Below are 14976 nucleotides of genomic sequence, written 5' to 3' on the forward strand. Positions count from 1 at the left end.
CGTAGCATAGTAGTAAAAAAGTGGGAACTAGAAATTATGAAACAGATTTCTAGTTCCCACTTTTAGTCTAAGCTGGGTAAATATTCAAATTTTATAGGTATTTTAGTTCTTTAGAAGTATGGGTAAATGGTTCACAGCCATCCTTGGTAATGTGAACACAGTCTTCAATTCGAACTCCGGCAAAGCCGGGGATATAAATTCCTGGTTCGATGGAGAAGCACATGCCTTCTTCAAGGACTAAATCATTTCCTTCCATAATTGAAGGGAATTCATGCTCGCCCATGCCCATTCCATGGCCTAAACGGTGAATAAAGTATTCGCCGTAGCCAGCTTTATCAATAATGTCACGAGCTACTTTATCCAAACTAGCAGCTGTAATTCCTGGCTTAGCGTAGTCTTGCGCCGTTAATTGCGCTTCAAGACATACCTTGTAAATGTCAGCCTGTTTATCGCTTAGTTGTCCTAAGGCAACCGTCCGCGAAGCGTCACTGATGTAACCATCATGTACGGTTCCAAGGTCGAAAAGAATTAATTCGTTATTTTCAATCTTGTTCATGGCAGTTGCTCCATGAGGTTCGGCAGCGTGCGCACCCGCCTGGATAAGGGTGTCGAAACTCATTTCCATTACACCGCGTTTTTTAAGGGCGTATTCTAGTTCAGCAGCCACTTCAGCTTCAGTTTTACCCGCAGCAACGGCATCAAAACCAACTTGGAAAGCAAAGTCAGCTTCAGCACCGGCAGCCTTTAGCTTTTCAATTTCATCCGCAGTTTTCACCATTCGTAATTTTTCAAAAACGGGGGTGAGATTTGCTTCAAATTTAGCATTTGGAAACTCAGAACGTAAAACTTCGTACCGATCTACGGTGAGATTGTCTTCTTCAATGCCCCAGTGGACCGGGTTGGCGTTACGTTCCCGAATATAGTTTGCAATTAAATGGAAGGGTTGTTCATGGTCGAGGTAGCCATAAACGGGGTACTTCCAGCCGGTGTCTTTAATTGCTTCAACTTCCAAAGCGGGAGCAAATAAGAATGGATCTTGGTCAGGGAAAACAAATAACGCGAGAACCCGTTCAATCGGATCACTCCCAAAACCTGTCAAATACTTGATACTTTCAAAATTACTGATGTAAGCAACGTCCAATCGGTGATCAGCAACCCACTTTTGGACTTTTTCTAGTTGTGACATTTGATCGCTTCTTTCTTTACTTAAGGTACTTCGATTATATCACACAAAAAAATTGGGCTACAGACGAAAAAAAGCTTGCAAGAAGGTACAAAATTTGATAACGTATTCATGGCGTTGAAAACAGTATGAAAACAAATCAAATCAATATGGAGAGGAAATTATCATGTCAAAACAAACTATTACAATTTACGACGTTGCTCGTGAAGCCGGCGTTTCCATGGCAACCGTTTCTCGGGTAGTTAACGGAAACCCTAACGTTAAGCCCGACACCCGTAAGAAGGTTAACGAAGTAATCGAACGCTTAGATTACCATCCTAATGCGGTTGCGCGCGGATTAGCAAGTAAAAAATCAACCACTATCGGGGTTATCTTACCTGACATCACCGAAATGTTCTTTGCTGCATTAGCACGGGGGATTGACGATATTGCTTCAATGTACAAGTACAATATCATTTTGGAAAATTCTGATGAAGATGTCGATAAGAAAGTGGAAGTACTTGAAAACTTGCTTGCCAAGCAAGTTGACGGTGTTATTTACATGGGGAACGCAATCGACGATCGGTTACGGGAAGCGTTGAAGTCAGCACGGACTCCCGTGGTTTTTGCGGGTTCCGTTGATGACAAGCATGCGTTACCGTCCGTTAGCATTGACAACGAAGCGGCCGTTTACGAATCAGTTCGAAAACTAATTGAAAATAAAAACAAGAAGGTTGCTTTTGTTTCTGGACCACTTTCACAACCGGTAAACGGAAAGTTCCGGATCGAAGGATACAAGCGTGCTTTAGCTGAATCAAACATTGACTTTGATGAAAGCCTCGTATTTGAAACTACTAACACTTACGAAGACGGAATTAAGTTAGCTTCGCAAATTGCTTCAAGCGATATCACGGCTGCTTTCGTTGCTAACGACCGTTTAGCAGTTGGACTTTTAAATGGGTTACAAGACCTTAACGTAAAAGTACCTGAAGAGTTTGAAATCATGACCAGCAACAATACTAACTTAACTAAGATGGTGCGCCCACAAATTAGTTCAATTGGCCACCCAATGTACGACACTGGGGCGGTAGCAATGCGGCTATTGACTAAGTTAATGAACAAAGAAGAAGTTGAAGAACGGAACATTACTTTGCCATTTGACATGGTGTTCAGACAATCAACTAAATAAGCTTAAAACGAGCGGGTGTAGAAAGTCGGGGAGTTTGGGAAAGTTAACGGAAATTTAGCGTTACGCTAGGTTCGGGTTAAGCAGAATAAACCAGCTTTGACCCCTAAGTAAAGCAAATCAAAATGCTTTTCAAGAATTTTTAATCCTTGAAAAGCATTTTTTATTTTAATTAAACCAAAAAAGGTGAAGATTGTTTTTCATTACGAAAATAACAATCTTCACCTTTTTAATATTATATGGACTATTTATGTATAAGTCTTTTATAAGAAAATCCCTTTGTATAACGCTACGGCACAGATTCCCGCTAAAATAGGGGCAATTACTGGAATTGGTGCGTAGTTCCATTGGGAAGAACCCTTATGTTTAATTGGTAAAATAGCGTGGACTAACCGTGGACCTAAATCCCGTGCGGGGTTTAAAGCTGGACCAGTTGCACCACCAAGTGAAGCAACCAAAGTTCCTACAAGGAAACCGAGGGCGATAAATACCGAGCTCATGTTTTCCTTGAAATATGGGGCATGCGTAAAGGCAGTTGCACCGAAGAAGAGGATGAACGAACCAACAAACTCGTTAACAAAGCCGTTCCATAAGCTATCACTTGCATCAATGGTACCAAAAGTTCCTAAAATTGATTCTGGGTCAGTGGTTTGATCGTAATGTGGTAAGTAAGCCCAGTAAACAACTAGTTGACCAATAATCGCACCCAGCATTTGAGCAATTATAAATGGGATAACTTGTGACCAGCTAAACATTCCGGAGACGGCTAACCCAATTGTAAATGCGGGGTTGATTTGGGCTCCTGACACGGTTCCAAACATTAATGCCGGAACCATGACTCCACAACCGTAACCAACGGCGATTACAAGCCAGTCACTACCGTTTCCCTTAGTTCCTTTAAGTTCCACGTTGGCAACCGAACCATTTCCTAAAATGACTAAAATAGCTGTACCCAAGAATTCAGCAGCTAATTTAGCAAAAAAACTATATTCCATCATCTAACTCCCTTAAAAAGTATTTTAATGAGACACACTGTTTAAAAGTATATCTTATCTAAAAGGGGATATGCAATACCAATTTTGCAAGCTTTCGGAGGAGTTTTCAAAAATAAAAATAAATTACATCTGCTTTCATTGAAGAAAAAACAGGCGAAATGATAAACTAAGAAGTGGATGAAGCTGTTAACCAATGCAAAGCGTTGAAAACGCACGTTTAATTATGATTGAGAAGGGGAAGTGGTTAAAATTCAAGAAACCAGGATGAGCAGGCAAAGTCATTTAGCAGAAAAGAAAGTTGATCAAACGGAGGTGCCCGTTCGACCGCCACGCCTTGTGGTAGCAAGGGTGTTAATGATTTTATTTGGGTTATTCTTCTTTGGCGCGGTTTCGGCTAAACAGACCGTGTTTAATGCAAATTACGTACAGCAGCAAATTGAAAAGTCTAGTGCTGCCGAAGTAATTAATCAACAGTTGGATACCCAGTTACAGCAAGCGGGGATTAACCAAAGCAACCTAATTCCAGATGATCTAGTTAACGACGAGTTAAAAACGATGGTTCAGCAATTTTACGATGGGCAGCAAGTGCACATTGACGAAAATATCATTACTAACGCAATCAACCAAAGCACCCAAGCTACGGGGGCTTTCCAACAAATGGTTAACGCAATGGTAGTTAGCAAAGTAGTGGCCGTTTTTAATAGTCAGCTAGATACCCAGAAACTTTCCCGATACGCCGGCCAGGTGCAAAAATTATCGCGGATTGACCAAACCGTAATTTGGGTTAGTGGCGTGGGGCTAGTTTTGACATTGGCATATGCGTTGCTACGTAAACGACTGCTCAGTACCATCAGTTCTACCTTGCTAGTAGTCGGCGGATTTGTAGCCATTATTTGCGGAATTGGATACGTAAGCAACGTATTGAGTAATTTACCGATTCAGTACCCAGTGGTTAAGCAAATCGTACAGACTGCTGGACAAGATTTATTGGTACGAGAATTTACGATCGCGCTAGGGCTATTCTTATTGGGCGTTATTTTAACGGTGTTTAGCACAGGACTTGCTAAAGTCCAGCAACGGCTTACTCGACGGTAAACTAAACAAGCTCTTGACTAGTAATTCAAAGAATTAAATTTATAAAAACACGGAGCTGGATCGCACTGACGACGATTCAGCTCCGTGTTTTTAATTTCTGCCAGAGATGCCGGTTGAGTTTAGTTTAACATCTACGCCATTTTTCTGTAAAGTCTGCACGTGCATTTCCCCCCACGAACATAACTGGTCTAACAGAGTGGACAAAGTCTGTCCATAGTCGCTAAGGTAATACTCTACCTTGGGAGGAATTACGTTGTAAGTTTTCCGGTTGACGATGTGGTCACGTTCTAGTTCGCGTAATTCTTGAGTGAGCATTTTTTGGCTGATGCCAGAAATTTGCCGACGCAATTCGCTTGGGCGTTGTTTCCCGTGGCGAAGGTTGCACAGGATAATTGGCTTCCATTTTCCGCCAATCACGTCCATCGTTGCTTCAACCCCGATATTGTATATTTTTTTCTCCATTAATTGCACCCCTGTAGTTATTAAAAGTAACTTTTAGGCAAGTATAGCACAATAAAGTCGGTACTAGATTAAATGAAACTTTGTTTCTATAATTGCTTTACTAATTTAATTAAGGAGCATTGTTAATATGATTAAATCTTTAGACGATCGCGTAACTTTAAACAACGGCACGACCATGCCAGGTTTGGGGATGGGAGTGTTTCAGATTCCTAATGAGCAAACTGCGCAAGTGGTTGCCGAAGGAATCAAAGCGGGGTACCGCTTGATTGACACCGCCCAAGTATACGACAATGAAGCGGGGACCGGAGCCGGGATTAAAGCCGGCTTGGCCGCAACCGGGCTAAAGCGAGAAGACTTATTCATCACTTCTAAGGTGTGGAATGACCATCTTTCTTATGATGAAACGCTCCGGGCTTTTCAAGATAGCTTGGCTAAATTGGACTTGGATTATCTTGATTTGTATTTAATCCACTGGCCGGGTCAAGACGCTTTCCGGGATTCTTGGAAGGCGTTAGAAAAACTTTATCACGACGGTAAAATCAAGGCGATTGGGGTAAGTAATTTCCAAATCAGCCATTTAAAAGAGCTGGCTGAATTTGCGGAAGTCATGCCGGTGGTTAACCAAGTGGAGACCCACCCTAAGCTAAGCCAAACGGAGTTGATCGAATTTGCGACCGCCCACAACTTGAAAATTCAAGCTTGGTCGCCGTTAATGCAGGGAAAAATTTTGAATAATCCTGTTTTGATCGAAATTGCGCAAAACCATCAAAAGAGCGTTGCTCAAATTATTTTACGGTGGGACATCCAACGGGACGTTTTGTTGGTAGTTAAATCGGTCAAGCCCGCCCGAATTAAGAGTAACGCGGAAGTCTTTGACTTTGAACTAACCGCCGCCGAGATGGCTAAAATTAATGAGCTAAATGAAAACTTACGGGTTGGTCCCGATCCGGACACGTTTGATTTTTAATTTGGAAAGCGAGGATAATTAAATGGAACTACATTTAGATGGTAAATTAGCGTTAATAACTGGTTCAACTAAGGGAATTGGAAAAGCAATTGCGATGGAAATGGCCCGGGAGGGGACTAACGTAATTATTAATGGTCGTCGAGCTGCTGACGTGCAGAAGGTAGTCGATGAAATTAAAACACAGTTTCCTAAAACCCATCCGCAGGGAGCGCCTTTCGATATTACTGATGATAAAAGTCGGCAAGTGTTGTTTGAAAAATTTCCCGAAGTCGATATTTTAGTGAATAACATGGGGATTTTTGGCACCATGGAGTATTGGAATATTGATGATGAGACTTGGGAACGTTATTTCCGGACCAACGTTTTGGCTGGCAATGCACTAGCTAAATTTTACATGCCCCACATGCTAAAACAAGACTTTGGTCGGGTAATTTTTATTGCTAGCGAAGAAGCCGTTATGCCTTCGGGAGAAATGCCCCAGTATAGCATGACAAAGACCATGAACTTATCTTTGGCAAAGAGCCTATCGAACCTGACCGTGGGTACTCACGTAACGGTAAATACGGTGATGCCGGGTTCAACCCTTACGGAAGGTGTTCAAAAGATGCTTACCGAAATGTATCAGGATAGCGGAATTCCTGAAGAACAATGGGAAGCAGACTTCATGAAGAACCACCGCTCTAGATCACAAATTCAGCGTCTTATTCGTCCTGCAGAAATTGGACGGTTCGTAACCTTTGTGGCTAGTCCGGATTCGTCATCATTTTCTGGAGAAGCTTTGAGAATTGACGGCGGACTAGTACCGACTATTTTTTAAATTAAAAAAGGCCTTGCAACATCCTGGTCGGGTGTTACAGGGCCTTTTTACATGGTTTATTTTTACTATTTATGGTGGTTAATAAAGCTTAATCCCACATATCATTTACTACTACGGTTTGTTCACGGTCAGGACCGATTGAAAAGGCACTAACTTGTACGCCAGTAATTTCTTCGATCTTCTTAAGATAATTTTTCGCGTTGGCAGGTAATTCATCGTAAGACTGCATTTGGGTTAAATCTTCTTGCCAACCTGGTAAAGTTTCGTAAATTGGGGTTAAGTTTTCGAGTTCCTTTTCAGAAGCTGGGTAATAATTAATTACTCCGTGATCGGTTTGGTAACCGGTACAAATTTTCACTTCGTCGAAGCCGGACAAGACATCGAGACAGTTGACGACTAAGTCAGTCAAGCCGTTGACGTCGGCAACGTACTTCATCAAAACCCCGTCAAACCAACCAATCCGCCGCGGACGGTGGGTAACGGTACCGTATTCGTGAGCAACTTCGCGAATGCGATCACCAATTTCGTTAATTTGTTCGGTTGGGAAAGGACCTTCACCAACTCGAGAAACGTATGCCTTACATACGCCAATGACGTGCTTGATTTTAGTTACCCCAATTCCAGAGCCGGTAGCAGCACCACCAGCCGTCGGATTTGAGGAGGTAACGAATGGGTAGGTACCATGGTCAATATCAAGCATGGTTCCTTGGGCGCCTTCAAAAAGAACCCGTTTTTGTTCGTGCAATTTAGTGTTGATTAAGTAACTGGTATCGGTGATGTAATCTTTTAGGATTTGTCCGTATTCAGCGTATTGCTTTGTAAGTTCATCCACGCTTGGTAATTGTTCCCAAAGATCGTCATCTAAAACCCGTTGCTTTTGAGCTAGGTTGAAGGCAATCTTTTCTTTTAATCCTTCAGCGTCAAGCAAGTCGACGGCCCGGATCCCGATCCGTTGCATCTTATCCATGTATGCCGGACCAATGCCCTTATTGGTAGTACCAATTTTTTCGCCGTTTTTAGAGCGATCCCGTTCTTGTTGTTGATCTTGCAAGATGTGGTAAGGGAAAATGATGTGTGCCCGGTCAGAAATTCTTAAGTGGTCGGTGTTTACGCCGGCTTGATTTAATTCTTTAATTTCGTCTAATAGGGTGCGTGGGTTAACCACGGTTCCGTTGCCAATAATGCAAATTGAATTAGGTGCCAAAATTCCGGATGGGATTAGTCGCAAGGCAAGCTTTTGATCGTTAACGACCAAGGAATGACCTGCGTTATCTCCACCAGAGTAACGAACGGTAACATCAGCGTTTTGTCCCAAAAAATCAATGATCTTACCCTTTCCTTCGTCGCCCCACTGGCTGCCGATTACTACTGTAGCTGTCATCTTCATTCCTCCATTTTTATCAATACACAACTTCCTGATAATAACATAAAATAGGGTAAATTTAAATGAGTCGACCCGAATTATTGGAAGGGTTAAGCATTTGATAGTTCGCGTTTATTAATTAGGGAGAGTTTGATAAAATAGGTTAGTAAATAATTTTTTTAGGACGAGGGGTAATCTAAATGATTGATCGTTATACACGACCTGAAATGCAAAAAATATGGAACCGGCAAGCGCAGTTTGACAGTTGGCTAGAAGTTGAAATTGCGGTAGTCAAAGCTTGGAATAAGGTCGGAAAAGTTCCGGATGAAGACCTAGCACTAATTGAGAAGAATGCGCGTTTTGATATTGACCGAATTGATGAAATTGAAAGTCAGACTCACCATGACGTGATTGCCTTTACAAGGGCGGTTTCCGAATCTTTAGGTGAAGAACGGAAATGGATCCATTACGGTTTGACCAGTACCGACGTGGTTGACACTGCACAATCGTTGCGGATTAAAGCAGCTAACAAAATCATCGCAGCTGATTTAGAAAAGCTCCAAGCAACTTTGAAGGAAATGGCAATCAAGTATAAAGACCTGATTACGGTAGGGCGGACCCACGGGATTCACGCGGAACCAACTACGATCGGTTTGAAATTCCTACGCTGGTATTCCGAAATCAACCGCAATATTGAACGCTTCAAGCAGGCTCGCCAACACATTGAAGTGGGTAAAATCAGCGGTGCAGTAGGAACGTTTGCTAATATCACTCCTCAAATTGAAGAGTGGGTTTGCGAAATGTTGGGAATCCGGCACCAAGAAATTTCCACCCAGATTTTGCCACGGGATTTACACGCCGAATACTTAAGCGTGCTAGCACTGATTGCTTCCCAAATTGAAGAAATGGCAACTGAAATTCGGCATTTACAACGTACCGAAGTTAACGAAATGCGGGAAGGCTTTGCCAAGGGTCAAAAGGGTTCTTCCGCAATGCCTCATAAACGTAATCCGATCGGCTCAGAAAATGTTTCTGGTTTAAGTCGGGTGGTGCGTGGCGAGATGGTTACGGCCTTTGAAAACATGAATTTGTGGCACGAACGTGATATTTCGCATTCTTCGGCAGAACGGGTAATTTTACCGGACGCGACTTCCTTGGTGGACTATGTATTAAACCGGATGAACCGGATTTTAAATAACCTGGTCATTAACGAAGACGAAATTAAAAAGGATTTGGAAATGACCCACGGGTTGATTTTCTCACAACAAGTCATGTTGAAGCTCATCGATAAAGGTTGGACTCGGGAAGAAGCTTACGACACTGTTCAACCAATTGCCATGGAAGTTTGGAATACTGGGCAGCATTTTATGGACTTACTGCTTAAAGATAGTAAAATAAAGACGACGTTAAGTGATGAAGAAGTTAAATCAATTTTTAACTATCGCTACCACTTGAAGAACGTTGACGCGATTTACCAACGTTGTGGAATTAACGTAGAATAAGCAGGTGCAAAACCAGGAAGCGAGGAATTAAAATGGGGGCAAACGAAGCTTTACTGATTATTGATTATACAAATGATTTTGTTGCTACGAACGGAGCGTTAACGACTGGCAAGGTGGGCCAAGCAATTGAACCAGCCTTGATTAAAGCCGCTAATCGGGAACTTCGCGAAGGTGGTTGGGTAATGCTACCAACGGATCTACATGTTGAAAAGGATCCCTACCATCCCGAAACCAAATTATTTGATGCGCATAATTTAGAAGGATCCTGGGGACGGGAATTGTATGGCCAATTAAAGGACTGGTACGAATTGAATCAGGATAATCCGCGGGTCCGGCAGTTTGCTAAAACTCGTTATAGTTCCTTTGCGGGCACAGATTTAGACATTCGTTTACGTGAACGTCACGTAGATACTTTGCGATTAGCAGGGGTTTGTACGGATATTTGTGTCTTGCATACGGCAGTTGATGCCTATGACCTGGGTTACCAGTTAATTATTGACCCAACGACGGTCGCAACGTTTACCGAACACGGTCAAGAATGGGCGTTGTCCCATTTTAAAAATGCGTTAGGGGCGACGATTGAATAGCTGATTTAAAATAAAATTGAGTATCTAATAAATTTAGAAGTGTAGTGCTAGCTTAGTGGATAAGTGGGCGTTGCACTTTTTTTATAGCTAAATGCTTTTTAGCCCCGCTAGAGAAGCCGTCCATTTAAGCGCTTTTTTATGCTAGAATGGAGATAAACAATAAATCGCGGAGGGCGCAGATGAGCTTTACTCTAAAAATCATGCGAAGCATTTTTTCAATCCCTCCTAACTAAGTTTTTAGGGAGGATTCCATATTTATTGTAAATAACTTAAAGGAGATTGATTAAATGGTTGAAGCAATTAATTTAAAAGCAGGAATGACGTTTATTAAGGATGGTAAGTTGATTAAAGTTCTTGAAACGAACCACCACAAGCCTGGTAAGGGAAACACGGTAATGCAAATGAAGCTTTATGACGTACGTTCGGGAGCTACCGTGCAAACTACGATGCGGCCAACCGAAAAAGTTGAGCAAGCAATTGTGGATACTAAGGAAGCCCAATACCTATATCGGCAAGACGATACGGCGATTTTCATGGACACGGAGACTTATGAACAATACGAACTACCAATTTCAAGTATTGAACAAGAAATGAAATACTTACTAGAAAATACGGAAGTGAAAATCAACTTCTATGGTGACGAAGTGATCGGGATTACGCTTCCAACTACGGTAGAACTCAAGGTTGTGGAAACTTCACCTTCCATTAAGGGGGCAACGGTAACCGGTTCTGGTAAACCAGCCACTATGGAAACCGGTTTGGTAGTTAACGTTCCGGATTTTGTCCAAGAGGGCGAAACGTTAATTATTAATACCGAAAAGGGTACTTACACAAAACGGGCGTAATTGTGCAGTCTTAGAATAGAATAATTAATCTACTTTTCGCAGTTAGACGACGTTGCGAGGAAATGCTTGAAGCTGGGAATTTTTCCCAGCTTTTTTGTTTCCGTGGGTGGAAGCGGTTAACGTAGTGGGAAAGTTAACCGCGATAAAGTTGAGTGCTATTTTAGACTTTTAGGGAAACCTTTACATTTTCGGCAATTGGGTGTACTTTATAATTGTTCTAAAGTAGAAATGGGGGTTAGTTGATGATTAAGTCTAAAATTGGGTCGATATTTTTTGTATTGCTCTACGTGTATTTGTTTTACTTGGTGGCTACTAACCAAATGATGCCCGCAATGTACGTAATGGCGGGCGGAATGCTGTTGGAGTCAGTAATATGCTTGATACATAACTTTAAAATGGGAGGGAAATCAAAATGATTACAAAGTATCTATATGATGAAAACGCCTATGATTATCATGACGGTGGGTACCGCCCGTTAAAAAAGGCGCCTGGAGAAGAACACCCATTGAACGTTCCGGCTTTTTTGAAACCTGATCGAATAGAAGGAAATGAAATTTATTATACGGTAACTGCTCAAGCTGGAGAAACGAAGATTTTGCCTGGCAAGCCAACGCACACTTGGGGATACAACGGTAGTATTTTAGGTCCGGCAATTCAGTTTGAAACTGGTAAGACCTACCACGTCACTTTAAAAAATGAATTAGACGAGGTTACTACTTTCCATTGGCATGGATTGAATATTGTGGGACCCTACGAAGATGGGGGTCCTCATGCGCCAGTCTATCCGCACGGGGAACGTAAAATTACGTTTACGGTCGACCAACCGGCGGCTAACATTTGGTTGCATCCGCATCCATGTCCAGAGACGGCGCGCCAAGTTTGGAATGGGCTGGCAGCACCGGTAATTATTACCGATGGACACGAACAAAGCCTTAAGCTTCCACGGCGCTGGGGAGTTAATGATTTTCCAGTGGTATTGCAGGATCGTAGCTATCACGATAATCAACTAGATTACAAAGCCGACTACGATGTGGACGGAACCTTGGGCGATTACGCGTTGGTTAACGGCACGGTCAATCCGGTGGTTAACGTTACTAAGCCAATTGTCCGGTTACGTTTCTTGAATGGTTCTAACCGGCGAGAATGGCGGCTTCACTTTGCGGATTATCATCCCTTCACCCAGATTGGTAGCGACGGGGGACTGTTGCCGGAAGCCGTTGAAATGGATCGCATTATGCTGACCTGTGCGGAACGGGCCGACGTATTGGTTAACTTCTCCGATTACCAACCGGGACAAGAGGTAATTTTGCAAACTGACGACTTCGACCTAATTAAATTCAAAATTGGCGACATTAAGAAGGAAAATATGCTGCTACCGTCACCATTGGCAGAAATTCCAGCATTGTCCGTTGACGAAAATACTCCTGTCTTCAAAACGGTGATGTCCGGGATGGATGATCAAGTGCGGTTGGATGGCAAGTTGTTTGATATGCAACGAATTGACACCCGCCAGCAAGTTGATCAAACCCAAATTTGGGAAGTTTCCAACACTAACGACATGGAAGGTGGGATGATTCACCCGTTCCACATCCATGGCTGCCAATTCCAATTGATTGATCGCAACGGGCACGCGGTTAATCCCAATGAGCACGGTTGGAAAGATACCATTGGAGTTAACCCTAACGAAACGGTTCGGATTAAGGTTAAATTTACCAAATTAGGAATCTTTATGTACCACTGCCACATTTTGGAACACGAAGATACCGGAATGATGGCCCAAATTGAAATTTTTGATCCAGATCACCCAATTGAATATCATCTAATGCCAATGAACCATAAAATGTAGGAATTAGAGAGTGTTTTACGGTTAAGGTCAACAAGTTAACGTGCATTAGCGGTCGGCAATCAATCGGAATAACTTCCAGTTAGAAACTTGGCGGATTACGGACGCGGAAGCGATCTTGGATGAGCACGAACTTCCGTTGACAAGCATATTTCGGAAGCGTATTATATTAAGCGTCTATGAATACGATAAATATAATATGAAAGAAGGAGTTCGGAAATGTCAGGACATTCAAAGTGGCATAATATTCAAGGCCGTAAAAACGCCCAAGACGCAAAACGTGGTAAAATTTTCCAACGGATCTCCCGGGAGATCTACGTGGCAGTTAAAGCTGGGGGTCCGGACCCTTCTGCCAACCCTCAACTTCGCTTAATGATGGATAAAGCTCGTGCAGCTAACATGCCAAAAGATAACATTAAACGTGCTATTGATAAGGGTAGCGGTACTGGTGGAGCTAACTACGAAGAAATTACTTACGAAGGTTATGGACCAGCAGGAACCGCAATTATCGTTTCTGCTTTGACTGATAATAAGAACCGGACGGCTGCAGCTGTTCGTTCTGCTTTCACTCATCATGGTGGTTCACTAGGAGCTACTGGTTCAGTTTCGTACATGTTCGACCGGAAGGGCTACATCGTTATTAAACGCGAAGGTTTGGATAAAGACGAAGACCAAATGATGGAAGATGCTATCGAAGCAGGTGCGGATGACGTACAAACTTCTGATGAAGTATTCGAAATCTACACGGATCCTAAAGAATTTGCTGCCGTTCGTGATGCACTTGAAGCTAAGGGTTATGATTTGGCAAATGCTGAATTAACCATGATTCCGGAAACGGAAACTCAAGTTCCTGCTGATAAAGTAAAGCAATACACGGGATTAATCGACGAATTGGAAAACAACGACGACGTTTCAGAAGTATACGAAGCTGCTGTTTTACCAGATGACGCTGAATAATAATGAATTTCAGAACCAACCCCATTTTATGCGGGTTGGTTTTTTTGTGCCTTTTTAGTAAAAGAAAGTTTCAATGGTGGTAGGCGGGCGTAAAACCGGTGTGGTAAAATCATTGCATACGTAATGATAATGAGGTGGCAAAATGACTAATAAAGTAGTTGTGCTAGGTAGTTTAAACGTGGATCGAATTTTACAGATGGATCGGGTCCCCGAACCTGGCGAAACATTAGCATTAAATAATCAAGACATGGCTGGTGGCGGTAAAGGAGCTAACCAGGCAATTGCTGCTGCTCGCTCTGGTGCGCAAACGAGTTTTATTGGCCGGGTCGGCGCAGACGAAAACGGTAAGTTCATGCTGCAACAGTTGGTTAATAGCGGAGTTACTACCGACTTGGTAGCGGTAGATGAGGATGCAGGTACTGGACAAGCATTTGTGATGGTAGAAAAGAGTGGCGAAAACCGAATTTTAATTTATGGCGGTGCCAATGCGCAATTATCCGCCGCGGACGTGAAGAAGGCCCAAGCACAAATTGCTGCAGCAGATTTAATGGTTGCCCAACTAGAAACTCCTGTAGAAACAACGCAATTTGCTTTCCAAATGGCTAAAGAGTTGGGAGTTAAAACCATTTTGAATCCCGCACCAGCGGTGGCTAAGTTACCAGCAGAGCTACTAAAAAATACGGATGTGATCACCCCGAATGAAACGGAAGTCGAAATTTTAACTGGAATTGCCGTGACTGACGAAGCGGCAATGTTAAAAGCAGCCCAACGCTTACACGACCTAGGCGTGGCAACCGTAATTATCACCCTAGGAAGTAAGGGTGTGTTCTACGATGATGGTGCGCAACACGGAATCGTTCCGGCATTTAAAGTCCAGGCGGTGGATACAACGGCAGCGGGAGATACTTTCTTAGGTGCTTTAAGCTCGGAATTAAATCCTGATTTAAGTAATTTAAAAACCGCCATTGAGTATGGTAACAAGGCATCTTCGTTAGCAGTCCAGAAGATGGGGGCGCAACCTTCAATTCCGACTCGGAAAGATATTCTGAAATAAATTTCTATTTCGGTAGGTAAAAAACATTTAGTTGTAAGAAAGTCAAAGTGGGTTGTCCGTTAAGTAAAGCTAATTAAGCTTGCAAATACGATTTATTACCAGAAAAGGTGACCAAGTTAAAGGAACCTCTTAAGAATCGAA

Annotated in this window: 15 protein-coding genes; 11 read left to right on the forward strand and 4 right to left on the reverse strand. The window is 42.6% G+C overall.

Annotated elements, in window-relative coordinates; all coding sequences use genetic code 11:
- Positions 1-91 precede the first annotated feature (91 nt).
- The gene (locus I6H64_RS02100) at positions 92-1186 is read right to left on the reverse strand and encodes a M24 family metallopeptidase (RefSeq protein ID WP_008841170.1); all 1095 of its coding nucleotides are present in this window, start codon (positions 1184-1186) and stop codon (positions 92-94) included.
- A 163-nt stretch (positions 1187-1349) separates the two neighbouring features.
- Here I6H64_RS02100 and ccpA point away from each other — a divergent pair, with 163 nt between their 5' ends.
- Complete coding sequence (ccpA, locus tag I6H64_RS02105; protein ID WP_002832047.1) at positions 1350-2351, forward strand: catabolite control protein A; 1002 nt, start codon at positions 1350-1352, stop codon at positions 2349-2351.
- Positions 2352-2611: 260 nt separating this feature from the next.
- Here ccpA and I6H64_RS02110 read toward each other — a convergent pair whose 3' ends face one another.
- A complete protein-coding gene (locus I6H64_RS02110; RefSeq protein WP_002832045.1) occupies positions 2612-3343 on the reverse strand; it encodes an MIP/aquaporin family protein in 732 nt (243 codons plus the stop codon).
- A 264-nt stretch (positions 3344-3607) separates the two neighbouring features.
- On the opposite strand from I6H64_RS02110, the gene I6H64_RS02115 reads away from it, so the two are divergent.
- On the forward strand, positions 3608-4438 hold the full coding sequence (locus tag I6H64_RS02115; protein WP_176594873.1) for a hypothetical protein: 831 nt from the start codon (positions 3608-3610) through the stop codon (positions 4436-4438).
- A gap of 90 nt (positions 4439-4528) precedes the next feature.
- On the opposite strand, the gene I6H64_RS02120 is transcribed toward I6H64_RS02115, so the two are convergent.
- Entirely contained in the window at positions 4529-4900 is a 372-nt protein-coding gene (locus I6H64_RS02120) for a winged helix-turn-helix transcriptional regulator (RefSeq protein WP_036685869.1), read from the reverse strand.
- A gap of 127 nt (positions 4901-5027) precedes the next feature.
- On the opposite strand from I6H64_RS02120, the gene I6H64_RS02125 reads away from it, so the two are divergent.
- Together I6H64_RS02125 and I6H64_RS02130 are read left to right on the forward strand one after the other, a co-directional pair.
- A complete protein-coding gene (locus I6H64_RS02125) occupies positions 5028-5867 on the forward strand; it encodes an aldo/keto reductase (RefSeq protein WP_008842326.1) in 840 nt (279 codons plus the stop codon).
- A gap of 22 nt (positions 5868-5889) precedes the next feature.
- A complete protein-coding gene (locus I6H64_RS02130; protein ID WP_008842327.1) occupies positions 5890-6684 on the forward strand; it encodes an SDR family NAD(P)-dependent oxidoreductase in 795 nt (264 codons plus the stop codon).
- A gap of 88 nt (positions 6685-6772) precedes the next feature.
- On the opposite strand, the gene I6H64_RS02135 is transcribed toward I6H64_RS02130, so the two are convergent.
- Positions 6773-8065, reverse strand: a complete 1293-nt coding sequence (locus tag I6H64_RS02135; RefSeq protein ID WP_036685871.1) for an adenylosuccinate synthase — start codon at positions 8063-8065, stop codon at positions 6773-6775.
- Between the two features lie 182 nt (positions 8066-8247).
- Between I6H64_RS02135 and purB the strand changes: the two genes are divergently transcribed.
- From purB to rbsK, 7 genes are all read left to right on the forward strand, one after another.
- Positions 8248-9549, forward strand: a complete 1302-nt coding sequence (purB, locus tag I6H64_RS02140; RefSeq protein ID WP_024863049.1) for an adenylosuccinate lyase — start codon at positions 8248-8250, stop codon at positions 9547-9549.
- A gap of 32 nt (positions 9550-9581) precedes the next feature.
- On the forward strand, positions 9582-10136 hold the full coding sequence (locus I6H64_RS02145; RefSeq protein ID WP_002832038.1) for a cysteine hydrolase family protein: 555 nt from the start codon (positions 9582-9584) through the stop codon (positions 10134-10136).
- 287 nt (positions 10137-10423) lie between these two features.
- On the forward strand, positions 10424-10981 hold the full coding sequence (gene efp, locus I6H64_RS02150) for an elongation factor P (protein WP_002832037.1): 558 nt from the start codon (positions 10424-10426) through the stop codon (positions 10979-10981).
- Between the two features lie 242 nt (positions 10982-11223).
- Entirely contained in the window at positions 11224-11397 is a 174-nt protein-coding gene (locus tag I6H64_RS02155) for a hypothetical protein (RefSeq protein ID WP_163925361.1), read from the forward strand.
- The gene (locus tag I6H64_RS02160; protein WP_008842334.1) at positions 11394-12827 is read left to right on the forward strand and encodes a multicopper oxidase family protein; all 1434 of its coding nucleotides are present in this window, start codon (positions 11394-11396) and stop codon (positions 12825-12827) included. The genes I6H64_RS02155 and I6H64_RS02160 overlap by 4 nt, the downstream gene beginning before the upstream one ends.
- 216 nt (positions 12828-13043) lie before the next feature.
- A complete protein-coding gene (locus I6H64_RS02165; protein WP_002832031.1) occupies positions 13044-13781 on the forward strand; it encodes a YebC/PmpR family DNA-binding transcriptional regulator in 738 nt (245 codons plus the stop codon).
- A gap of 142 nt (positions 13782-13923) precedes the next feature.
- Entirely contained in the window at positions 13924-14835 is a 912-nt protein-coding gene (rbsK, locus tag I6H64_RS02170; protein ID WP_008842336.1) for a ribokinase, read from the forward strand.
- Positions 14836-14976 lie beyond the last annotated feature (141 nt).

It is taken from the genome of Pediococcus acidilactici, assembly GCF_016127815.1.
GTDB lineage: Bacteria > Bacillota > Bacilli > Lactobacillales > Lactobacillaceae > Pediococcus > Pediococcus acidilactici.